This window comes from Streptomyces altiplanensis (genome assembly GCF_053591575.1).
Genome location: NZ_JBSFUB010000043.1, coordinates 34,273 through 56,701 on the forward strand (window position 1 = coordinate 34,273; position 22,429 = coordinate 56,701).

The window sequence follows — 22,429 nt, forward strand, 5'->3', positions numbered from 1 at the left end:
GCGCTTTCGCGCAGGGCGGGAGGACGGTGGACCGGCGGTCCGTTCCGTTATGAAGCCGCGCGCCGCATCCTCTTACGCACCGGGCCCGTGCGCTTTACTCTGATCACCACTCGAAGGTTACTCGCCAGTTAAATACCAGCCAGTCGTGCAGCATGCCGCAGGCCCGGAGGACGTCGTGAGCGACACACAGACCTTGATCGAGAACCGGCCGCCGTCGGTGGCGGCCCTCTTCGTTGAGCGCGTAACAGCCACGCCCGATGCCGAGGCATACCGCTACCCCGTACCGGCCGCGCCGGGCCAGGGGGCCGACTCCTGGAAGTCGCTGAGCTGGGGGCGGGCGGCCGAGCGCGTGTACGCCATCGCCGCAGGTCTGATCGACCTCGGCGTACAGCCGGAGGAACGGGTCGCGCTCGCCTCCAACACCCGGGTCGAGTGGATCCTCGCCGACCTCGGCGTGATGTGCGCCGGCGCCGCGACGACCACGGTCTACCCGTCCACCAACGCCGAGGAGTCCGCCTACATCCTGGCCGACTCCGAGAGCCGGGTGCTCATCGCGGAGGACGCGTCGCAGCTCGCCAAGGCACGGGAGCGCCGGGCCGACCTGCCGAACCTCGCCCACGTCGTCGTCATCGACGCCAGGGACGCCGAGCCGGCCGAGGACGACCCCCAGGGCTGGGTGCTCACGCTCGCCGACCTGGAGGCGCGCGGGGTGGCCCACCTGGAGAAGCACCCGCAGGCCGTCACCGAGCGGGTCGACGCCATCACCGCCGACCAGCTCGCGACGCTGATCTACACCTCGGGCACCACGGGCCGCCCCAAGGGCGTACGGCTGCCGCACGACTGCTGGTCGTACATGGCGAAGGCCACGGTGGCCACCGGTCTGATCAGCGCGACCGACGTGCAGTACCTCTGGCTGCCGCTCGCCCACGTCTTCGGCAAGGTGCTGACCTCCGGGCAGATCGAGGCTGGGCACGTCACCGCCGTCGACGGTCGGGTCGACAAGATCATCGAGAACCTGCCGGTGGTCCAGCCGACGTACATGGCCGCCGTGCCCCGCATCTTCGAGAAGGTCTACAACGGCGTCGCGGCCAAGGCGCGGGCCGGCGGCGGCGCGAAGTACAAGATCTTCCAGTGGGCCGCCGAGGTCGCCCGCGAGTACGCCAAGGTCACGCAGGACAACTTCCGCCGCACGGGCACCGCCTCCGCGCCCTTCGGGCTGTCCGCCAAGCACAAGGTCGCCGACAAGCTCGTGTACGCCAAGATCCGCGAGGCGTTCGGCGGCCGGCTGCGCGCCTGCGTCTCCGGCTCGGCCGCGCTCGCGCCCGACATCGGCTTCTTCTTCTCCGGCGCCGGCATCCACATCCTGGAGGGCTACGGACTCACCGAGTCCAGCGCCGCCTCCTTCGTCAACCCCGGCGAGGCGTACCGCACCGGCACCGTCGGCAAGCCGCTCCCCGGCACCGAGGTGCGCATCGCGGACGACGGCGAGATCCTGCTGCGCGGCCCCGGCATCATGCAGGGCTACCACCAGCTGCCCGAGAAGACCGCAGAGGTGCTGGAGCCCGACGGCTGGCTGCACACCGGGGACATCGGCGAACTGTCCGTCGACGGCTACCTGCGCATCACGGACCGCAAGAAGGACCTGATCAAGACGTCGGGCGGCAAGTACATCGCGCCCGCCGAGGTCGAGGGCCGGTTCAAGGCGGTGTGCCCGTTCGTCTCCAACATCCTGGTGCACGGCGCGGACCGGAACTTCTGCACCGCGCTGATCGCGCTCGACGAGCCGACGATCCTCGGCTGGGCCGGGGAGAACGGCATGGGGGGCAGGTCGTACGCCGAAGTCGTCGCCTCCGAGAAGACCGAGGAACTGATCGAGGGCTATGTGAAGCGGCTCAACGAAGGGCTGCAGCGCTGGCAGACGATCAAGAAGTTCCGTCTGCTGCCGCGCGACCTGGACATCGAGCACGGCGAGCTGACGCCGAGTCTCAAGCTCAAGAGGCCGGTCGTGGAGCGTGAGTACAAGGACCTGATCGAAGAGATGTACGCGGGGTCGCGCGAGGCGTAACCGGCAGCGGTACGGCAGCGGGGCGCGCGGACGGAGCCGGTCACGGCACCGCCCGCGCGCCCTTTCGTAGGCCACTTCGGTGACACCGTGCTTATGGGCGGCGCCGGTCTGTCACTCTGTTCCATGGCGCCGGCGGCGCCATCACAGAACCGACGGGGAGCCGCACTGTGGGGTCCATTCCGAGACAGCGGGAGACCACCTACCGCTCGACGTACCTTCCGGGCAGCCTGCCCGACGCGCGCTCGGTCGCCTGGACGAGCCTGCCCGGGAACCCGCTCGCGCCGGCCGCCGCGCGGCGGTTCGTCCGGGCCGCGCTCGCCGAGTGGACCGGACTCGGGCTGCCGGCCGCCGACGGCTTCACCGACCGGGTCGCCGACGACGCGGTGGTCCTCGTCAACGAACTGGTGACCAACGCGGTCGTCCACGCGGGCACCAACGTCGAGCTGGTGTGCCACCTGGAGGAGGCGACGGACGACGATCCCGCCGCGCTGGTCGTCGAGGTCTCCGACCACCACCCCGCCCGCGTCGTGCACAACGATCCCGCGGGAGGGCCCGGCCCGTCCGGGCCGGGCGGCCAGGAGTTCGGGCGCGGCCTGCACCTCGTCGCCGCCCTCTCCGTGTGCTGGGGCGTCACCTACCGCACCGGCCTCAAGACCGTCTGGGCCCGGATCGCGGTCGAGGGCGTGCACCCGGCCCCGCCGGCCGGACCGGCGGACAGCGCCGGCCAGGCACTGCAGCGCGGGCTGCGCGTCGCCGAGATCCTGGCGCCCGTGCCGCGGCGGACGGCGCGCGAGTACGACAGCGACTGGATCAACCGGGGCGCGCTCTCCTTCCTCGCCGAGGCGTCCGACCTCCTGACGGGCCAGTTCGACGAGGACATGATCGCGGCGCTCGCCGCACAGCTCCTCGTGCCGAGGCTCGCGGACTGGTGCGCGGTGTGGCTGGAGGAGGAGGGCGCCGCGCCGCGGCTCGCCCGCGTCTGGCACCAGCGCGAGAGCAGCATCGAGGAACTGCGCAGGTGCGTCGAGAAGGAGCCGCCCCAGGCGCCCGGCTCCGCGCGCGGCGGACCGGTGCCCGCGCCGTGGCCCGCCCCGGGCGGTACGGACGGCAGCGACGGCGCCGCGGTCGCGTACCGGCTGATCGCGGGCGGACGCGGGCTCGGGACGCTGGTGCTGGGGCGGGCGGGGGTGACCCGGATGCCGGACGAGGTGACCGGCCTCATCGAGGACTTCGTACGCCGGGTCGCCCTCGCCGTCGCCGCCGCCCGCCAGTACACCCGGCAGGCCACCATCAGCCGCGTCCTGCAGCGGGCCCTGCTGCCGGGGCAGATGGCCGACATCCCGGGCGTCGCGAAGGCCCTCGTGTACGAACCGCGCGGGCAGGGCGTCGCGGGCGGCGACTTCTACGACGTCTTCCCCGGCGCGAGCGGCAGCTGGTCCTTCTCGCTCGGCGACGTCCAGGGCAACGGGCCCGAGGCGGCGGTCGTCACCGGTCTCGTCAGGCCCTGGCTGCGGCTGCTCGCGCGCGAGGGCCGGGCGGTCGGTGAGGTCCTCGGCCGGCTCAACGGGCTGCTGCTGGACGACGCGGTCGAGACGGCGGAAGCCACGGCCAGACTGGCGGCGGCGGCCGCCGCCGCCGGGGCACCCGTGGCAGCCGGGGCCGGGATCACGGGAGCGGCCGGTGCCGGGGCGGCGGCCGGGCTGTGGGAAGCGCCGCAGCCGCGCTTCCTCTCGCTCCTGTACGGCGAGCTGGTGCCGTTCGCGGCCGAGGACGGCGGCGGGGCGCGCTGCACGCTCGCCTGCGCGGGACATCCGCTGCCGCTCCTCCTGCGGCCCGACGGGAGCGTACGGCCCGCCGCCGCCTCCCAGATGCTGCTCGGGGTCGTCGACGGCGTCACGTACGAGAGCGAGACCTTCGTCCTGGAAGCGGGCGACACCCTGCTCTGCGTCACGGACGGCGTGACCGAGCGGCGCTCCGGGCGGCGCATGTTCGACGACGCGGACGGGCTGGCGGCGGCGCTGGGGCGGTGCGTGGGGCTGAGCGCGCAGGGGGTCGCAGAAAGGATCATGCGCGAGGTGCACGACTTCTCGCCGACGCCCCCCGACGACGACCTGGCGCTGCTCGTCCTTCAGGCGATGTGACCGGAGCTGTGACAATGGGGGCATGCCTTCTGTACTGCCCGACGGTGAGCCCATGCCCGAAGACGGGGCGCTGCCGCCGCACGCCCTGGCCGGCGCGGCCGAGCGGCCGCTCGGCTTCTACCTGCACGTTCCGTACTGCGCGACGCGCTGCGGCTACTGCGACTTCAACACCTACACGGCGACCGAGCTGCGCGGCTCGGGCGGTGCGCTGGCCTCGCGCGACAACTACGCGGACACCCTGGTGGAGGAGGTGCGCCTGGCCCGCAAGGTCCTCGGCGACGACCCCCGGCCGGTACGGACCGTCTTCGTGGGCGGGGGGACGCCGACGCTGCTGGCGGCCGGGGACCTCGTACGGATGCTGGGAGCGATCCGGGACGAGTTCGGGCTCGCGGACGACGCGGAGATCACCACCGAGGCGAATCCGGAGTCGGTGAATCCGGCGTATCTGGAGGAACTGCGGGAGGGCGGCTTCAACCGGATCTCGTTCGGGATGCAGAGCGCGAAGCAGCACGTGCTGAAGATCCTGGACCGTACGCACACGCCCGGGCGGCCGGAGGCGTGCGTCGCGGAGGCGCGGGCGGCGGGCTTCGAGCACGTGAACCTCGACCTGATCTACGGCACACCGGGGGAGTCCGACGCGGACTGGCAGGCGTCGCTGGACGCGGCGGTCGGGGCCGGTCCCGACCACGTCAGCGCGTACGCCCTGATCGTGGAGGAGGGGACGCAGCTGGCGCGGCGGATCCGGCGGGGCGAGGTGCCGATGACGGACGACGACGTACACGCCGACCGGTACCTGATGACGGAGTCCGCGCTGTCGGCGGCGGGCTTCGAATGGTACGAGGTCTCGAACTGGGCCACTTCGGACGCGGCGCGGTGCCTGCACAACGAGCTGTACTGGCGCGGGGCGGACTGGTGGGGCGCGGGTCCGGGCGCCCACAGCCACGTGGGCGGGGTGCGGTGGTGGAACGTCAAGCACCCGGGCGCGTACGCGCAGGCCCTGGGGGACGGGCGCTCGCCCGGAGCCGGGCGCGAGGTGCTCCCGGCGGAGGACCGGCGCGTGGAGCGCATCCTGCTGGAACTGCGGCTCGCGGACGGCTGCCCGCTGTCCCTGCTGGCCCCGGCGGGGCTGGCGGCGGCGGAGCGGGCGCTGGCGGACGGGCTGCTGGCGGGCGGGCCGTTCGGCGAGGGGCGGGCGGTCCTGACGCTGCGGGGGCGGCTGCTGGCGGACGCGGTGGTCCGGGACCTGGTGGACTGATCCCGGGGTGCGGGCGCGGGGGTGCCGGCGGCGCCGTCCCCCCACCCGCGCCTTCCCGGACCCGGGGGCGAGCCCCCGGGTCCCCAGCCCGCGCAGGGTCCGGGCCCCCGGGCCCACGGGCGTGTCCTCAACCGCCGGACGGGCTCAGACCGAATCCCCTCACGCGGCGGAGCCGCACAAGGTCACAGCGGGGAGGGACGGGCAGGGAAAAGCCCGCGCAGCGGCGGCCCGCACCCCCGTCACGGCCCGGTCATGCCCCGTCACGCGCCGGGCGGCGCCGTAACGAAGTCGATCAGCTCCTCCACCCGCCCCAGCAGCGCCGGCTCCAGGTCCCTGTACGAATGGACCGACGCCAGGATCCGCTGCCAGGCCGCCCCCGTGTTCTCCGGCCAGCCCAGCGCCCGGCACACGCCCGTCTTCCAGTCCTGGCCCCGCGGGACCACCGGCCAGGCCCCGATGCCCACCGCGGACGGCTTCACCGCCTCCCACACGTCGATGTACGGGTGGCCGACGACCAGGACGTTCGCGTCCGTGACCTGCGCCGCGATACGGGACTCCTTCGAGCCCGGCACCAGGTGGTCGACCAGGACACCGAGCCGCGCGTCCGGGGCGGGCGCGAAGTCCGCGACGATCGCCGGGAGGTCGTCGACGCCCTCCAGGTACTCGACGACCACGCCCTCGATGCGCAGGTCGTCGCCCCAGACCCGCTCGACCAGCTCCGCGTCGTGGCGCCCCTCGACGTAGATCCGCCCGGCCCGCGCCACCCGCGCCCGCGCCCCCGGCACGGCCACCGAACCCGACGCCGTACGGGCGGGCCGGACCGGGGCGGCGGAGGCCGGGCGCACCAGGGTGACGACGCGGCCCTCCAGGAGGAAGCCACGCGGCTGCATCGGGAACACCCGGTGCTTCCCGAAGCGGTCCTCCAGGGTCACGACCGGTCCTTGCGCCGTCTTCTCGCACCGGACCACCGCACCGCAGAAACCGGTGGTGACCTCCTCCACGACAAGATCGGCCTCGGCGGGGACTTCGGGGACGGGGGCGGTCTTCTTCCACGGCGGGGTGAGATCAGGCCCGTACTGTCGGCTGCGCATTCGGCCGACGATAGCCCGGTGCGCCGGTCCGGTGCGCTTCGTCACACGGCGAAACGGGCCGCCAGCGCGTCGCGTTGCGCGCGGACGTACGCCGCGTCCACCACCGCCCCGTGCCCCGGCACGTACGCCGCCCTCTCGCCGCCCAGCGCGAGCAGCCGGTCCAGGGCCGCCGGCCAGTGGGACGGGTGGGCGTCCGGGCCGGCCTGGGGAGTGCCCGACTCCTCCACCAGGTCGCCGCAGAAGACGACCTCGGGACTGCCCGGCACCAGTACCGCCAGATCGTGACCGCTGTGTCCGGGGCCGACGTTCGCCAGCAGCACCTGGCGGCCGCCGCCCAGGTCCAGCGTCCACTCACCGCAGACCATGTGGTGCGGCGCGACCAGGACGTCCGCCGCCTCCGCCGCCGCGCCCCGGTCGACCCCGTGCCGCACGGCGTCGTCCCGCACCGCATCCCGCTCACGCCGCAGCAGGTCGTCGACGCCGACCGCTCCGTACACCTCGGCTCCCGCGAACGCCGCCGTGCCCAGGACGTGGTCGAAGTGGGGGTGGGTGAGAGCGATATGCGTCACTCTCCGGCCGGGGCCCAGAAGCCGCTGTGCCTGGGCGCGGAGCTCCGCGCCCTCGCGCAGTGTCGCCCCCGTGTCGATCAGCAGTGCGGAGCCGCAGCCCTCGTCGTTCCCGGCCACCAGGCCCACCGTCGCGTCCCAGACCGGCATGCGCCGCCGTCCCACCCCCGGTGCGAGCCGTTCCCAGCCTGCCTCTTCCCAACTGACGTCCATACCGCGACGCTAGTCCCACCCCCGGGGCTCCCGCCCGCTGAACAGGGCCGTCGCGGGGTAAGGTGACCGGCCGCCCTTGCTAGGTATGTACGTCGCCGCCGTACACTGGCCCGGGGGATTGCTGGCACTCCCCCGCAGCGAGTGCCAGGCAGACGCCAACGATCGACAGCTGGAGGTGTGCGCGATGCTCAGCGAACGCAGACTCGAGGTGCTGCGCGCCATCGTCCAGGACTACGTGGGCACCGAGGAACCCGTCGGCTCCAAGGCGCTCACCGAGCGGCACAAGCTCGGCGTCTCCCCGGCCACGGTCCGCAACGACATGGCCGTCCTGGAGGACGAGGGCTTCATCGCCCAGCCCCACACGAGTGCCGGGCGCATCCCGACGGACAAGGGCTACCGCCTGTTCGTCGACAAGCTCGCGGGCGTCAAGCCCCTGTCGTCGCCCGAGCGCCGCGCCATCCAGAACTTCATGGACGGAGCGGTCGACCTCGACGACGTGGTGGCCCGTACGGTCCGGCTGCTCGCGCAGCTGACCCGGCAGGTCGCCGTCGTGCAGTACCCGTCGCTGACCCGCTCGACGGTGCGGCACGTGGAACTCCTCTCGCTGGCCCCCGCCCGTCTGATGCTCGTGCTCATCACGGACACCGGACGGGTCGAGCAGCGCATGATCGACTGCCCCGCGCCCTTCGGCGAGACGTCCCTGGCGGACCTGCGGGCCCGGCTCAACAGCCGGGTCGTGGGACGCCGCTTCGCGGACGTACCGCAGCTGGTGCAGGACCTCCCCGAATCCTTCGACAAGGAGGACCGGGGAACCGTTTCGACGGTTCTGTCCACCCTCCTGGAGACTCTGGTCGAGGAGACCGAGGAGCGGCTGATGATCGGCGGTACCGCCAATCTCACCCGCTTCGGACATGATTTCCCCCTCACCATCCGGCCGGTGCTGGAGGCGCTGGAGGAGCAGGTCGTGCTCCTCAAGCTGCTGGGTGAGGCAACGGACTCGGGCATGACCGTACGAATCGGGCACGAGAACGCCCATGAGGGGCTCAGCTCCACGTCCGTCGTCGCGGTCGGCTACGGTTCGGGCGACGAAGCAGTCGCCAAACTCGGCGTGGTCGGACCGACCCGCATGGACTACCCCGGAACGATGGGAGCGGTACGCGCAGTGGCACGTTACGTCGGACAGATCCTGGCGGAGTCGTAAGTGGCCACCGACTACTACGCCGTACTCGGCGTACGCCGCGACGCATCCCAGGACGAGATCAAGAAGGCATTCCGGCGGCTGGCGCGCGAGCTCCACCCGGACGTGAATCCCGATCCCAAGACGCAGGAACGCTTCAAGGAGATCAACGCCGCGTACGAGGTGTTGTCGGACCCGCAGAAGAAGCAGGTCTACGACCTCGGCGGCGACCCGCTCTCGCAGGCGGGCGGCGGAGCCGGCGGCTTCGGCCAGGGCGGCTTCGGGAACTTCTCGGACATCATGGACGCGTTCTTCGGAACGGCGTCGCAGCGCGGCCCGAGGTCGCGCACGCGGCGCGGCCAGGACGCGATGATCCGGCTGGAGATCGACCTCAACGAGGCGGCCTTCGGCACGACCAAGGACATCCAGGTCGACACGGCCGTCGTGTGTACGACGTGCTCGGGCGAGGGCGCCGCTCCCGGCACCTCCGCCCAGACCTGCGACATGTGCCGCGGCCGCGGTGAGGTCTCGCAGGTCACCCGGTCCTTCCTGGGCCAGGTCATGACCTCGCGCCCCTGCCCGCAGTGCCAGGGCTTCGGCACGGTCGTGCCGACCCCGTGCCCGGAGTGCGCCGGTGACGGGCGCGTGCGCTCGCGCCGGACGCTGACGGTCAAGATCCCGGCCGGTGTCGACAACGGCACGCGGATCCAGCTCGCGGGCGAGGGCGAGGTCGGCCCCGGCGGCGGCCCCGCCGGCGACCTGTACGTCGAGATCCACGAGCTGCCGCACGCGGTGTTCCAGCGGCGCGGCGACGACCTGCACTGCACGGTCACCATCCCGATGACGGCGGCGGCGCTGGGCACGAAGTGCCCGCTGGAGACGCTCGACGGGACGGAGGAGATCGACGTCCGTCCGGGCACGCAGTCCGGCCAGTCGATCCCGCTGCACGGGCGCGGTGTCACGCACCTGCGGGGCGGCGGCCGCGGCGACCTGATCGTGCACGTGGAGGTGCTGACCCCCACGAAGATGGACCCGCAGCAGGAGGACCTGCTGCGCCAACTCGCGAAGCTGCGCGGCGAGGAGCGCCCGACGGGCCAGTTCCAGCCGGGGCAGCAGGGTCTGTTCTCGCGCCTGAAGGACGCGTTCAACGGGCGGTAGGCGCGCGGCCGGGGGTCCGGGGGTTGGCCCCCGGGGGTGCGGTCAGCCGGGGCAGCAGGGTCTGTTCTCGCGCCTGAAGGATGCCTTCAACGGGCGGTAGGCGCGCGCCCGCCAAGGGGCGGAAGCCTCGATTCGGCGCAGTGCGGAGGACATGAAACTATGCGTTCATGTCCTCCGCACTGACCGATCTTTTCCGTTATCCGATCGTGCAGGCCCCCATGGCGGGCGGCGCCTCCAGTCCTCAGCTCGCCGCCGCCGTCTGTGACGCCGGCGGTCTCGGGTTCCTCGCCGCCGGGTACAAGACCGCGGACGGCATGTACGAGGAGATCAAGCAGCTGCGGGGCCTGACCGGCCGGCCCTTCGGCGTCAATCTCTTCATGCCGCAGCCGAGCCACGCGGACCCGGCCTCCGTGGAGGTCTACCGTCACCAGCTCGCCGGTGAGGCCGACTGGTACGAAACCCCCCTCGGCGAATCCGACAACTGCACCGACGACGGCTACGAAGCCAAGCTCGCCATCCTCCTCGACGACCCCGTCCCCGTCGTCTCCTTCACCTTCGGCTGCCCCGCCCGCCCCGTCCTCGACTCCTTCGCGAAGGCCGGCACCCTCACCGTCGTGACCGTCACGACGCCCGAAGAGGCCCAGGCCGCGCAGTGGAGCGGCGCCGACGCCGTGTGCGTCCAGGGCATCGAGGCCGGCGGCCACCAGGGGACGCACCGCGACGACCCCCAGAACGACGGCGCGGGCATCGGCCTGCTCTCCCTCATCACGCAGGTGCGCGAGACCGTGCAGCTGCCGATCGTCGCGGCGGGCGGCCTGATGCGCGGCGCGCAGATCGCCGCGGTCCTCGCGCTGGGCGCGGACGCGGCGCAGCTCGGCACGGCGTTCCTGGTCTGCCCCGAGTCCGGTGCCAACGTCCTGCACAAGCAGGCCATGACCAACCCGCTGTTCGTCCGCACGGAACTCACCCGGGCCTTCTCGGGACGTCCAGCCCGCGGCCTGGTGAACCGCTTCATGCGTGAGCACGGCCCGTACGCCCCCGCCGCCTACCCCCAGGTGCACCACATCACCTCCGGCCTGCGCAAGGCCGCGGCCAAGGCGGGCGACCCCCAGGGCATGGCGCTGTGGGCGGGGCAGGGGCACCGGATGGCGCGCGAGATGCCCGCCGGGCGGCTGGTCGAGGTCCTCGCGGCCGAGACCGACGCGGCCCGCGCGGCGCTGGCCCTGCGCGGCGCGGGCGGTGCGGCATGACGGCGCCGGTGTTCGTCGTCGACGCCGTACCGGCGAAGGGGCCGTACGTACTGGAAGGTCCCGAGGGGCGGCACGCCGTCTCGGTGCGGCGGCTGCACGCGGGCGAGGACGTCGTACTGACGGACGGGCGCGGCACGGGAGCGGCGGCCGTGGTGGTGGCCGCCGAGGGCAAGGACCGGCTCGTCGTCGAGGTGACGGACGTGACGGCGGAGCCGGAGCCGTCCCCGCACATCACCGTCGTACAGGCACTGCCCAAGGGCGACCGCGGCGAGGTGGCCGTCGAGACCATGACGGAGACCGGCGTCGACGCGATCGTGCCGTGGCAGGCCTCGCGCTGCATCACGCAGTGGCGCGGCGACCGGGGCGCCAAGTCCCTCGCCAAGTGGCGGGCCACCGCGCGCGAGGCGGGCAAGCAGTCGCGCAGGCTGCGCTTCCCCGAGGTCGCGGACGCGCTGACGACCCGGCAGGCCGCCGCGCTCGTGGCCGCGGCGGACTTCGCGGCCGTACTGCACGAGGACCCGTCGGTGGGCAGCGGGGCGCTGGCCACCGCGGACCTCCCCGGCGCGGGTTCCATCGTGCTCGTCGTGGGGCCCGAAGGGGGCGTGTCCCCGGAGGAGTTGGCGGTCTTCGCCGGGGCCGGGGCCGAGCCGTACCGGCTGGGGCGCAGTGTGCTGCGTACGTCGACGGCCGGCACGGCGGCCGCCGCGCTGCTGCTGGGGCGCACCGGCCGCTGGTCCTGACGGGGCATTTCCCGGCCCGGGGCCGCGGCGCGGGCGGATAGCATGCGGCCATACTCGATCACTACATCAGCACACCGGTACATGCTGATCCAGCCGTATCCGAGGAGGCCGGGACCATGACGGGACAACCGCAGGCGGACTGCCTGTTCTGCAAGATCGCCACAGGTGAGGTGCCCGCGACGGTCGTCCGTGAGACGGACACGACCGTCGCGTTCCGCGACATCAACCCCCAGGCCCCGACGCACGTCCTGGTCATCCCCAAGGCGCACCACCCGGACGCCGCCTCGCTGGCCGCCGCCGAGCCGCAGGTCCTCGCGGACGTGCTGGCCGAGGCCGGCAGGGTCGCCGAGGAGGAGAAGGTCGACCGGACCGGCTACCGCGTCGTCTTCAACACCGGCTCGGGCGCGGGCCAGACCGTCTTCCACGCGCACGCCCATGTCCTCGGCGGACGCGGCCTCAACTGGCCCCCCGGATAAGGCAGTTCCTGTGTCCGTACGAGAACTCGTGGTCCTCGGCACCGCCAGCCAGGTCCCCACCCGGCACCGCAACCACAACGGCTACCTCCTGCGCTGGGACGGCGAGGGCATCCTCTTCGATCCCGGCGAGGGCACCCAGCGCCAGATGCTGCGGGCCGGCGTGGCCGCGCACGACATCAACCGGATCTGTGTCACCCACTTCCACGGCGACCACTCGCTCGGCCTCGCCGGGGTGATCCAGCGCATCAACCTCGACCGCGTCCCGCACCCCGTCACCGCGCACTACCCGGCGAGCGGGCAGCGCTTCTTCGACCGCCTGCGGTACGCCACGGCCTACCGCGAGACGGTACGGCTGACCGAGGCGCCGGTCGCCGCCGACGGCGCGGTGGCCACCGGTCCGTCGTACGTCCTCGACGCGTGCAGGCTCTCGCACCCCGTGGAGTCGTACGGCTACCGGCTCACCGAGCCCGACGGACGCCGCATGCTGCCCGCGCTGCTCGCCGAGCACGGCATCAAGGGCCCCGACGTCGGCCGCATCCAGCGCGAGGGGGAGCTCGGCGGTGTCACGCTCGACCAGGTCAGCGAGGTGCGGCGCGGGCAGCGTTTCGCGTTCGTCATGGACACCCGGCTCTGCGACGGGGTGTACGCCCTCGCCGAGGGCTGCGACATGCTCGTCATCGAGTCGACCTTCCTCGACGAGGACGAGCACATGGCCGTCGAACACGGCCACCTGACGGTGGGCCAGGCGGCCCGGGCGGCGCGCGACGCCGGCGTGCGCCACCTCGTCCTCACCCACTTCTCGCAGCGCTACAGCGACCCCGAAGTCTTCGAACGCCAGGCCCGCGCGGCCGGTTTCGACGGCGAACTGACCGTCGCCGCCGACCTGCTGCGGGTCCCCCTCCCCAAGCGCCACCCGTGAACCCCTGAACGAGAAGACCCCCCATGCACCTCCCCAAGGCCGAACTCCACCTCCACATCGAAGGCACCCTCGAACCCGAGCTGGCCTTCGAACTCGCCGCGCGCAACGGCGTGGAACTGCCCTACGCCACCACCGAGGAGCTCCGCCGCGCCTACCTCTTCGACGACCTCCAGTCCTTCCTCGACCTGTACTACGCGCTCATGGCCGTCCTGCGCACCGAGGACGACTTCGACCGGCTCGCCGACGCCTACCTGGCGCGGGCGGCCGGGCAGGGCGTACGGCACGCGGAGATCTTCTTCGACCCGCAGGCGCACACCGCGCGCGGGGTGGAGATCGGCACGGTCGTCGAGGGCCTGGCCCGCGCCCTGGACAGGAGCGAGGAACGGCACGGGATCTCCACACAGCTGATCATGTGCTTCCTGCGCGACCAGTCCGCCGAGTCGGCGCTGGAGACCCTGGACGCCGCCAAGCCGTACCTGCACCGGATCACGGCCGTCGGCCTGGACTCGGCGGAGGCCGGCAACCCGCCGTCGAAGTTCCGTGAGGTGTACGAGGCAGCCGCCGCGCTGGGGCTGCGCAAGGTCGCGCACGCGGGGGAGGAGGGCCCGCCGGCGTACATCTGGGAGGCCCTGGACGTCCTCGGTGTCGAGCGCGTCGACCACGGACTGCGCTCCATGGAGGACCCGGAGCTCGTCGAGCGGCTGGTGCGGGACCGGGTGCCGCTGACGCTGTGCCCGCTGTCGAACGTACGGCTGCGGGCCGTCGACATCCTGGAGGAGCACCCGCTGAAGGAGATGATGGCGGCCGGGCTGCTGGTCACCGTGAACTCCGACGACCCCGCCTACTTCGGGGGCTACGTCGGCGACACCTTCCACGCGGTGCACGAGGCGCTCGGTCTCGGCCGGGAGCAGTTGCGCGAGATCGCCCGCAACTCCTTCCTGGCGGCCTTCCTCGACCACGACGAGGAGCGCAGGGCGGCGTACCTCGCCGAGGTCGACGCGTACGTCTTCCCGTAGGGGGCGGGGCCCGCGGGGCCGGATGCCCGGAGGGCGTGACCCCCGCCTCGGCGGGGGTCACGCCCTCCGGACGTGGAGCGGCGCGGGAGCGGCGGGCGCGGTGCGCTCAGCCCCTGCCCACCTGGATGACGACGGTGCTGCACACCTTGTCGGCGAAGGTCTGCTTCTTGTCGTCCCACAGCGGCCACAGCCAGCCCAGGTAGCACGCGATGCTGTCCAGGAAGTGGGCCAGCTTGCGGACGAAGGCCATGCCGAAGCCGAGGGGGACGCCGTCCCTCTCCCGGCGGAGGCTGATCCCGAGGGCCTTCTTGCCGATGGTCTGGCCGGTCTTGCCCTCCTTGTAGAGCTGGAAGAAGCCCATCGCGAAGGCGTACAGCATGCCGATGAGGCCGAAGACGCCCGGGCTGGACGGGTCCTGGCTGCCGGCGAGGTCGATGAAGCCCAGCGCGTACATCGGACCGACGATGATCAGCATGTCGAGCAGGTAGGCGCCGACCCGCTGTCCCCAGTTGGCCAGCGGAGGCATGCCGGCCCCGGGCATGCCCGGCATGCCGGCCGGCGGGTAGGCCCCGTAGGGAGACTGCTGCGGGTACCCGTACTGCGGAGGCATGCCCTGCGGCGGCATGCCCTGCGGCGGTACGCCCTGCGGGGCCTGCTGCGGGTGGCCGTAGCCGCCGGCGGGCTGGCCCTGCTGCGGGTAGCCGTAGCCGGCGGGCTGGCCCTGCGGCGGCTGCTGTGCGTAGGGGTTGTTGGGGTCGCCAAAGCTCACGGCGAGATACCTCCGGGGTGTTCCAAGAGCCGGGCGATACGGACAAACGACACGGTCCGCAGCCGGCAGAGAGTTGATCAGCGGCCCCATACTTTCCGAGCGGGGACGGGAAGTCGAACCGCGCCCGGCAGGCCGCCTCGCGCGGGACCGAGAGGCCACGGGGAACGGGCGGCGTCCGTACCGCTCCGGGGGCGTGGGGAAGCGCTGTCGCACGACCGCGAGCCCCCGTGGGCGCGTATCGGGCACACTGGCCTGAATCCGCACCACACCACGGGAGCACAGGGTGAGCACGGTGAGAAAGCACGCAGCGACGACCGACCGCACCGGGCAGCAGGACGGGTCCACGCACCTCGATCCGCTGGACGGACTCCGTGCCCCCGACGGCCCCCGCTGCGACGTGTTCCTCACCGGCACGGTCTTCCTCGACATCATCTTCACCGGCCTCGACAGCGCCCCCGTGCGCGGCACCGAGTCCTGGGCGCGCGGCATGGGATCCAGCCCCGGCGGCGTCGCCAACATGGCCACCGCGCTGGCCCGGCTCGGCCTGCACACGTCGCTGGCCGCCGCCTTCGGCGACGACCACTACGGGGAGTACTGCTGGGACGCGCTCGCCGACGGCGAGGGCATCGACCTGGACATGTCCCGGACCGTGCCCGGCTGGCACTCACCGGTCACCGTCTCCATGGCGTACGAGGGCGAGCGGACCATGGTGTCCCACGGCCACGAGGCCCCGCCGCCCGCCGAACCCGGCCCCTTCCCCGACTGCCCGCCCCGTGCGCGGGCCGCCGTCGCCGCCCTCGCCCCCGGCCGCACCGAGGAGTGGATCGCCTCGGCCGCCCGCCGCGGCGCCAAGATCTTCGCCGACGTGGGCTGGGACGAGACGGGCCGCTGGGACCTGGCGGGCCTCACCGACCTGGAGCACTGCGAGGCGTTCCTGCCCAACGCCGAGGAGGCGATGCGCTACACCCGCACCGACTGCCCGCGCGCCGCCGCCCGCGCCCTGGCCGACAAGGTGCCGGTCGCGGTGGTCACGCTGGGCGCGGAGGGCGCGTACGCCGTGGACGGCTCGACCGGGGAGACCGCCGAGGTCCCCGCCATCGACGTCGAGGCACTCGACCCGACCGGAGCCGGTGACGTCTTCGTCGCCGGATTCGTCACCGGTACGCTCGCGGGCTGGCCGCTCGCCGACCGCCTGGCCTTCGCCGGACTGACCGCCGCCCTGTCGGTGCAGGAGTTCGGCGGGTCGCTGTCGGCGCCCGGCTGGTCGGAGGTCGCGGGCTGGTGGGAGCGGGTGCAGGCGCTCGACGGGCAGAACCCCCAGGCGCTGCGCCGCTACGCCTTCCTGGACGAGCTGCTGCCGGCCGCGGCGGCCCGCGTGTGGCCCCTGCGCAGGGCGGTCCCGACGATCGGCTTCCGCAGGACGGCGTGAGCTGCCACGCCGAAAAGCTCTCGGCCTTGTCGGTGCACCGACGTACGCTTGATGTTCCAGAGGTTGTCGATCGGCGAGAACCCTGCAACAGGAGGTATGCGCAGGCCATAGTGCCGGCCCATGACTCAGACACCCACACAGCCACAGGCCCGCGCCCAGTTCACCGTCCCGGACAGGCACCCCATGGTGATGGTTCTGGGTTCCAGCGATTCCCTGTTGCGCGTGATCGAGAAAGCGTTCCCCGGCGTGGACATCCACGTCAGGGGGAACGAGGTCAGCACGACCGGTGACGCGACGGAGGTCGCGCTGGTCCAGCGCCTGCTGGCCGAGATGATGCTGGTGCTCCGCACCGGACAGCCGATGACGGAGGACTCAGTGGAACGATCGATCGCCATGCTCAGAGCGGCGGACGGCGTCGGGGGGGCGGTCACCGAGACCCCGGCCGAGGTGCTCACCCAGAACATCCTCTCCAGCCGCGGCCGCACCATCCGCCCCAAGACGCTCAACCAGAAGCGGTACGTCGACGCCATCGACAAGCACACGATCGTCTTCGGCATCGGCCCCGCCGGTACGGGCAAGACCTACCTCGCCATGGCCAAGGCGGTCCAGGCCCTGCAGTCCAAGCAGGTCAACCGGATCATCCTGACCAGGCCCGCCGTCGAGGCGGGCGAGCGGCTCGGCTTCCTGCCCGGCACGCTCTACGAGAAGATCGACCCCTACCTGCGCCCGCTCTACGACGCCCTGCACGACATGATCGACCCCGACTCGATCCCGCGCCTGATGGCGGCGGGCACGATCGAGGTCGCCCCGCTGGCGTACATGCGGGGCCGGACCCTCAACGACGCGTTCATCATCCTCGACGAGGCGCAGAACACCAGCGCCGAGCAGATGAAGATGTTCCTGACGAGGCTCGGCTTCGATTCGAAGATCGTCATCACGGGCGACGTCACCCAGGTCGACCTGCCCGGCGGGACCAAGAGCGGTCTGCGTCAGGTGCAGGGCATCCTGGAGGGCCTCGACGACGTGCACTTCTCCCGCCTCACGTCGCAGGACGTGGTCCGGCACAAGCTGGTCGGCCGTATCGTCGACGCGTACGAGAAGTACGACGACAGCCAAAAAGGGCTGTGACGGACGAGCAGGGGTAGAACCAGCACCATGTCGATCGACGTCAACAACGAGTCCGGAACCGAGGTCGACGAGCAGGCGATCCTCGACATCGCCCGCTACGCACTCGCCCGGATGCGGATCCACCCGCTCTCCGAGCTCTCGGTGATCGTCGTGGACACGGCCGCCATGGAGCAGCTCCACATCCAGTGGATGGACCTGCCGGGCCCGACCGATGTCATGTCCTTCCCGATGGACGAACTGCGTCCGCCGTCCAAGGACGACGAGGAGCCCCCGCAGGGGCTCCTCGGTGACATCGTGCTCTGTCCCGAGGTCGCCAAGAAGCAGGGCGAGGACGCCGAGACGCAGCACTCCATGGACGAGGAGCTCCAGCTCCTCACCGTCCACGGCGTGCTGCACCTGCTCGGCTACGACCACGAGGAGCCGGACGAGAAGGCCGAGATGTTCGGCCTCCAGGCGGCGATCGTGGACGGCTGGCGGTCGGAGAAGGGCCTGACCGGTCCGTCCCCCGCGCCGACCGTTTCATGACCGCGCAGCTGATCACGGGCGCGGTCCTCCTCGTCGTGGTCGCCTGGCTGGCGGCCTGCGCCGAGGCCGGCATCGCCCGTGTCTCCACCTTCCGGGCCGCCGAGGCCGTACGGTCGGGCCGGCGCGGCGGCGCCCGGCTGGCGCAGGTCGCCTCCGACCCGACCCGCTACCTGAACGTGGCCCTGCTGATGCGGGTGGCCTGCGAGATGGCCGCCGGGGTCCTCGTCACGTACGCCTGCCTGCGGGAGTTCGACGAGACCTGGGAGGCGCTGACCGTCGCCATCGTGGTGATGGTCCTCGTCTCGTACGTCGCCGTGGGCGTCTCCCCGCGCACCATCGGCCGCCAGCACCCCATGAACACGGCGACCGCCTCCGCGTACGTCCTGCTCCCGCTGGCCCGGATCATGGGGCCGGTCCCGCAGCTGCTGATCCTCATCGGCAACGCGCTCACCCCCGGCAAGGGCTTCCGCAAGGGCCCCTTCGCCAGCGAGGCCGAGCTGCGTGCGATGGTCGACCTGGCCGAGCAGGAGTCCCTGATCGAGGACGACGAGCGCCGCATGGTGCACTCCGTCTTCGAGCTCGGCGACACGCTCGTGCGCGAGGTCATGGTCCCCAGGACCGACCTGGTCTCCATCGAGCGCTTCAAGACGATCCGCCAGGCCCTCACCCTCGCCCTGCGCTCCGGTTTCTCCCGCATACCGGTGACCGGCGAGAACGAGGACGACATCGTCGGCATCGTCTACCTCAAGGACCTGGTCAGGAAGACCCACATCAACCGCGACTCCGAGTCCGAGCTGGTCTCCACCGCGATGCGCCCCGCCGTCTTCGTCCCCGACACGAAGAACGCGGGCGACCTGCTGCGCGAGATGCAGCAGGAGCGCAACCACGTCGCCGTCGTCATCGACGAGTACGGCGGCACGGCCGGCATCGTCACCATCGAGGACATCCTCGAGGAGATCGTCGGCGAGATCACCGACGAGTACGACCGCGAACTGCCGCCCGTCGAGGAGCTGGACGACGGCTGCTACCGGGTGACCGCCCGGCTCGACATCGGCGACCTCGGCGAGCTCTTCGGCTTCGACGAGTTCGACGACGAGGACGTGGAGACGGTCGGCGGGCTGCTCGCCAAGGCGCTCGGCCGGGTGCCGATCGCGGGCGCGTCCGTGACGGTGGACCTGCCCGACGGGCGCGCGCTGCGCCTGACCGCCGAGTCCCCGGCCGGCCGCCGCAACAAGATCGTCACGGTGCTGGTGGAGCCGGAGGAGAAGAAGGAGGCGGCATGACGCCGCAGGAGCTCAGGGCGTTCTGTCTGGACTTCAACGGGGCGGCCGAGGAATTCCCCTTCGGCCCCGAGATCTCCGTCTTCAAGGTCCTCGGGAAGCTCTTCGCGCTCGGCGCGCTGGACGCCGAACCGCTCACGGTCAACCTCAAGTGCGACCCGGAGATCGCCCCGAGGCTCCGCGAGGAGCACGAGGAGATCGTCCCCGGGTGGCACATGAACAAGCGCCACTGGAACACGGTCACCGTCGACGGGAAGCTCCCGGACCGCATGGTCCGGGAGCTGATCGAGGACTCGTACGACCTGGTGGTGGCCGGCCTCCCGAAGGCGGAGCGCCTGCGGCTCGACCGGGCCTGAGCCCCTACTTCCGCCTCCGCAGCCCCGCGCCCACCGCCACCGCCGCCACCAGCACGACCGCCGCGTCCACGGCGAGCACGGTGCGGACACCGCCGAAGAGCGCGCCCTGCGTCGTGGCCAGCACCCCGAGCAGCGGAATGCCGACCGTGAGGCCGACCTGCTGGGTCGTGGTGACCAGACCGGTCGCCAGGCCCTGCTCCTCGTCCGGCACCCCGGACGTCACGATCAGCCCGTACGAGATGATCGCGCCCAGGTGGCACATGGAGGCCAGCGAGACGGCGGCGGTCGCCAGCAGCGCGCCGGACCCGGCGCCGACGCCCAGCAGCGCGCCGGTGAGCAGGCCCTGGCCGAGCAGCGAGCCGACCAGGGTGCGGCGGGCCCCGATCCGGCCGATGAGCCGGGGGGCGAACGTACCGGCGACGGCGGACAGCACGCCCTGGACGCCGAAGACCAGACCGGTCAGGAAGGCGGAGAGCTCCAGTACTTCCTGGAGGTAGAGGGTCAGCACGAAGACGACCGTGCTCATCATCGAGAAGGTGACCAGGCCGCCCAGGTTGCCCCAGGCGACGGTCCGGCGCCGCAGCATCGGCAGCGAGACCAGCGGCGCCGCGGCGCGGGACTCGACGTACACGAAGGCGGCGAGCAGGGCGACGCCCGCGGCCAGCGCGACGAGGACGTCGGCGCCGCCGAAGCCGCGCTCGGCCGCCGTCGACAGGGCGTAGATCAGGGCGAGCAGACCGCCGGTGACGGTGACGGCGCCGGGGACGTCGAGACGCGGGCGCTCGGGGTGGCGGGACTCCGGCAGCAGACCGGGCGCGAGTACGAGCACGAGCACGGCGGCCGCGGCCAGCAGGCCCATCGTGGAGCGCCAGCCCAGGGTGTCGGTCATGACGCCGCCGAGCACCATGCCGACGGTGAAGCCGAGCGAGAGCAGCGTGCCGCTGATGCCCAGCGCCCGGTCGCGCTGCGGGCCCTCGGGGAAGGTCGTGGTCAGCAGCGACATGCCGGTCGGCACGATCGCGGCCGCGCCGAGCCCCTGGAGCGCCCGCCCGGCGAGGAAGGACGCCGGGTCCCAGGCGAAGGTCGCGAGCAACGAGGCGGCGCCGAAGACGGCCAGACCGGTCAGGAACAGCTTCCGGCGCCCGAACAGGTCGGCGATCCGGCCGAAGAGCAGCAGGAACCCGCCGGAGGGCAGGGCGAAGGCGGTGACCGCCCACTGGAGCGCGGACCGGCTCATGCCGAGGTCCTCGCCGAGGACGGGCAGCGCCACGTTGAGCACGGAGAAGTCGAGGGCCACCATGAACTGGGCGGCGCACAGCACGAAGAGGATCAGCTTGGCGCGTCCGGAGAGCCGGGGAGGCGCCGTCGCACCGGTGGTGGCCGGGGCGGGGGTGGAGGTGTCGATTGCCATGGTCCACACCCTGCGGTGGCCGGAATGGCCGTGGGGAGCGGGAACTTATCCTGTTGGTGCCACCACCAGGCAGCGGAGCAGGGGGAGTACGTGAGCGCACCGGCCGATCTCAAAACCCACCGCCTCGGCGAACTGCGCGAGTTCCTCATGAGCAGGCGCGCCCGGATCAGCCCCGCGGAGGCGGGACTTCCGGGCGGCGGAGCGCGGCGGCGCACGCCCGGACTGCGCCGTGAGGAGGTCGCGGTGCTCGCGGGCGTCGGCGTCTCCTGGTACCAGTGGCTGGAGCAGGGCAGGGACATCACCGTCTCGCCGCAGGTGCTCGACTCGGTGGGGCGGGTGCTGCGGCTGAGCAGTGTGGAGCGCCGTCATCTGTACGTCCTGGCCGGGCTCAACCCGCCCGCGCCGGAGGTCGATCCGCGCTACGCCGACATGTGCGAGGGGCTGCACCGGCTGATCGACACGTGGCTGCCGTACCCCGCGCACATCATGGACGCGTACTGGAACGCGGTCATGTACAACGACGCGGCCGGGGCGGTGCTCGGCATGCGGCCCGGGATCACCCAGAACTGCCTGGTCGCCTTCTTCACCGACCCCCTCTACCGCGCGAGGGCGAAGAGCTGGCAGCAGAACGCGGCCCATGTCGTCGCCCAGTACCGGGCGGCCTGCTCGGACCGCCCCGACGACGAGGGGTTCCGCGCGGTCGTCGAGGAGGTGAAGGAGCTCTCCCCGGAGTTCGCCGAACTGTGGCAGCGGCGCGACATCGCGCCCGGCGGCCAGGTCCGCAAGGAGATGGAGCACCCCGTCGTCGGCACGCTGGTCATGGAGGCGACCCAGCTGCGGGTCCCGGCCCGCCCCGACCTGGCGATCGTGCTGCACACACCGCTCCCGGAGGCGGACACGGCGGCGAAACTGGAGTGGCTGGCCTCGCCGGAGGGGCGGCGCGGGTCGATGTACCCGGTCGCGGGATGACCGGGGTCCGCTCCCTATGCTCTGGGCATGACTGAGACCACTCCGAGCGCCGAGCTCGACGCCGAGGACCGCAAGATCATCACGCTGGCGCGGAGCGCGCGTGCCCGCAACGGAGTGCCGGAGGGGGCGGCCGTACGGGACGAGACGGGGCGTACGTACGTGGCCGGGACCGTCGAGCTGGACTCCCTCAAGCTCAGCGCGCTGCGTACCGCGGTCGCGATGGCCGTCGCGAGCGGCGCGAAGTCTCTGGAGGCGGCGGCGGTCGTGACCGAAGCGGACGCGGCCTCGGAGGAGGACCGGGCGGCGGTGCGGGACCTGGGCGGCCCCGGGACGCCGGTGCTGGTGGCGGGGCCGGACGGGGCGCTGCGGGGCAGCGTCACCGCGGGCTGACGGCCGCGGACGCCCTTCGGGCGTGTCCTCGGACGCCGGCGAGGCGTAGTCCACGGCGATCCGCCGCACGCGTACCTCGTCGGCGGTCAGCTCGTCCGACAGCCC

General features: G+C 72.4%; 21 protein-coding genes. 17 read left to right on the plus strand and 4 right to left on the minus strand.

Annotation, left to right across the window (positions count from 1 at the left end; genetic code table 11):
• Nucleotides 1-175: 175 nt before the first annotated feature.
• The 3 genes from ACWD0Y_RS19835 (at nucleotide 176) to hemW (ending at nucleotide 5,461) form a co-directional block, all read left to right on the plus strand.
• On the plus strand, nucleotides 176-2,065 hold the full coding sequence (locus ACWD0Y_RS19835) for an AMP-dependent synthetase/ligase (protein ID WP_450261632.1): 1,890 nt from the start codon (nucleotides 176-178) through the stop codon (nucleotides 2,063-2,065).
• Between the two features lie 167 nt (nucleotides 2,066-2,232).
• Nucleotides 2,233-4,206: a SpoIIE family protein phosphatase gene (locus tag ACWD0Y_RS19840; RefSeq protein ID WP_450261633.1), complete on the plus strand. Its 1,974-nt coding sequence runs from the start codon at nucleotides 2,233-2,235 to the stop codon at nucleotides 4,204-4,206.
• Nucleotides 4,207-4,228: 22 nt separating this feature from the next.
• Entirely contained in the window at nucleotides 4,229-5,461 is a 1,233-nt protein-coding gene (gene hemW / locus ACWD0Y_RS19845; RefSeq protein ID WP_450261634.1) for a radical SAM family heme chaperone HemW, read from the plus strand.
• A gap of 260 nt (nucleotides 5,462-5,721) precedes the next feature.
• On the opposite strand, the gene ACWD0Y_RS19850 is transcribed toward hemW, so the two are convergent.
• Entirely contained in the window at nucleotides 5,722-6,552 is an 831-nt protein-coding gene (locus tag ACWD0Y_RS19850) for a DUF3097 domain-containing protein (protein WP_450261635.1), read from the minus strand.
• 41 nt (nucleotides 6,553-6,593) lie between these two features.
• On the minus strand, nucleotides 6,594-7,331 hold the full coding sequence (locus tag ACWD0Y_RS19855; RefSeq protein ID WP_450261636.1) for an MBL fold metallo-hydrolase: 738 nt from the start codon (nucleotides 7,329-7,331) through the stop codon (nucleotides 6,594-6,596).
• Nucleotides 7,332-7,515: 184 nt separating this feature from the next.
• Between ACWD0Y_RS19855 and hrcA the strand changes: the two genes are divergently transcribed.
• The 7 genes from hrcA (at nucleotide 7,516) to ACWD0Y_RS19890 (ending at nucleotide 14,067) form a co-directional block, all read left to right on the plus strand.
• A complete protein-coding gene (gene hrcA, locus ACWD0Y_RS19860; RefSeq protein WP_344497773.1) occupies nucleotides 7,516-8,532 on the plus strand; it encodes a heat-inducible transcriptional repressor HrcA in 1,017 nt (338 codons plus the stop codon).
• Nucleotides 8,533-9,666 carry a molecular chaperone DnaJ gene (dnaJ, locus tag ACWD0Y_RS19865; RefSeq protein ID WP_093800905.1) on the plus strand — a complete coding sequence of 378 codons (1,134 nt, stop codon included), beginning with the start codon at nucleotides 8,533-8,535 and terminating at the stop codon, nucleotides 9,664-9,666.
• A gap of 167 nt (nucleotides 9,667-9,833) precedes the next feature.
• Nucleotides 9,834-10,916, plus strand: a complete 1,083-nt coding sequence (locus ACWD0Y_RS19870; protein WP_450261637.1) for a nitronate monooxygenase — start codon at nucleotides 9,834-9,836, stop codon at nucleotides 10,914-10,916.
• Nucleotides 10,913-11,656: a 16S rRNA (uracil(1498)-N(3))-methyltransferase gene (locus ACWD0Y_RS19875; RefSeq protein WP_450261638.1), complete on the plus strand. Its 744-nt coding sequence runs from the start codon at nucleotides 10,913-10,915 to the stop codon at nucleotides 11,654-11,656. Before ACWD0Y_RS19870 ends, ACWD0Y_RS19875 begins: the two co-directional genes overlap by 4 nt.
• Before the next feature lie 116 nt (nucleotides 11,657-11,772).
• The gene (locus ACWD0Y_RS19880) at nucleotides 11,773-12,132 is read left to right on the plus strand and encodes a histidine triad nucleotide-binding protein (RefSeq protein WP_450261639.1); all 360 of its coding nucleotides are present in this window, start codon (nucleotides 11,773-11,775) and stop codon (nucleotides 12,130-12,132) included.
• Between the two features lie 10 nt (nucleotides 12,133-12,142).
• Nucleotides 12,143-13,051, plus strand: coding sequence for a ribonuclease Z (locus ACWD0Y_RS19885; protein ID WP_450261640.1), 909 nt, complete (start codon nucleotides 12,143-12,145; stop codon nucleotides 13,049-13,051).
• A gap of 23 nt (nucleotides 13,052-13,074) precedes the next feature.
• On the plus strand, nucleotides 13,075-14,067 hold the full coding sequence (locus ACWD0Y_RS19890; protein WP_450261641.1) for an adenosine deaminase: 993 nt from the start codon (nucleotides 13,075-13,077) through the stop codon (nucleotides 14,065-14,067).
• A gap of 106 nt (nucleotides 14,068-14,173) precedes the next feature.
• Here the strand turns inward: ACWD0Y_RS19890 and ACWD0Y_RS19895 are convergent, their stop codons facing one another.
• Nucleotides 14,174-14,836, minus strand: a complete 663-nt coding sequence (locus tag ACWD0Y_RS19895; protein WP_450261642.1) for an RDD family protein — start codon at nucleotides 14,834-14,836, stop codon at nucleotides 14,174-14,176.
• Nucleotides 14,837-15,128: 292 nt separating this feature from the next.
• Here ACWD0Y_RS19895 and ACWD0Y_RS19900 point away from each other — a divergent pair, with 292 nt between their 5' ends.
• The 5 genes from ACWD0Y_RS19900 (at nucleotide 15,129) to ACWD0Y_RS19920 (ending at nucleotide 19,554) form a co-directional block, all read left to right on the plus strand.
• Entirely contained in the window at nucleotides 15,129-16,265 is a 1,137-nt protein-coding gene (locus ACWD0Y_RS19900) for a carbohydrate kinase family protein (RefSeq protein ID WP_450261643.1), read from the plus strand.
• Nucleotides 16,266-16,385: 120 nt separating this feature from the next.
• On the plus strand, nucleotides 16,386-17,393 hold the full coding sequence (locus ACWD0Y_RS19905) for a PhoH family protein (protein WP_450261644.1): 1,008 nt from the start codon (nucleotides 16,386-16,388) through the stop codon (nucleotides 17,391-17,393).
• A 27-nt stretch (nucleotides 17,394-17,420) separates the two neighbouring features.
• Nucleotides 17,421-17,918: an rRNA maturation RNase YbeY gene (gene ybeY / locus ACWD0Y_RS19910; protein ID WP_093800913.1), complete on the plus strand. Its 498-nt coding sequence runs from the start codon at nucleotides 17,421-17,423 to the stop codon at nucleotides 17,916-17,918.
• Entirely contained in the window at nucleotides 17,915-19,201 is a 1,287-nt protein-coding gene (locus ACWD0Y_RS19915) for a hemolysin family protein (protein WP_093800914.1), read from the plus strand. Before ybeY ends, ACWD0Y_RS19915 begins: the two co-directional genes overlap by 4 nt.
• Nucleotides 19,198-19,554, plus strand: coding sequence for an MmcQ/YjbR family DNA-binding protein (locus ACWD0Y_RS19920; RefSeq protein ID WP_450261645.1), 357 nt, complete (start codon nucleotides 19,198-19,200; stop codon nucleotides 19,552-19,554). Before ACWD0Y_RS19915 ends, ACWD0Y_RS19920 begins: the two co-directional genes overlap by 4 nt.
• Before the next feature lie 4 nt (nucleotides 19,555-19,558).
• Here ACWD0Y_RS19920 and ACWD0Y_RS19925 read toward each other — a convergent pair whose 3' ends face one another.
• Nucleotides 19,559-20,965, minus strand: coding sequence for an MFS transporter (locus ACWD0Y_RS19925; RefSeq protein WP_450261646.1), 1,407 nt, complete (start codon nucleotides 20,963-20,965; stop codon nucleotides 19,559-19,561).
• Between the two features lie 147 nt (nucleotides 20,966-21,112).
• Here ACWD0Y_RS19925 and ACWD0Y_RS19930 point away from each other — a divergent pair, with 147 nt between their 5' ends.
• Together ACWD0Y_RS19930 and ACWD0Y_RS19935 are read left to right on the plus strand one after the other, a co-directional pair.
• Nucleotides 21,113-21,934 (plus strand): helix-turn-helix transcriptional regulator, encoded by an 822-nt coding sequence (locus tag ACWD0Y_RS19930; protein WP_450261650.1) that lies wholly within the window; start codon nucleotides 21,113-21,115, stop codon nucleotides 21,932-21,934.
• 27 nt (nucleotides 21,935-21,961) lie between these two features.
• Nucleotides 21,962-22,324 carry a cytidine deaminase gene (locus ACWD0Y_RS19935; RefSeq protein WP_450261647.1) on the plus strand — a complete coding sequence of 121 codons (363 nt, stop codon included), beginning with the start codon at nucleotides 21,962-21,964 and terminating at the stop codon, nucleotides 22,322-22,324.
• The last annotated feature ends 105 nt before the right edge of the window (nucleotides 22,325-22,429 follow it).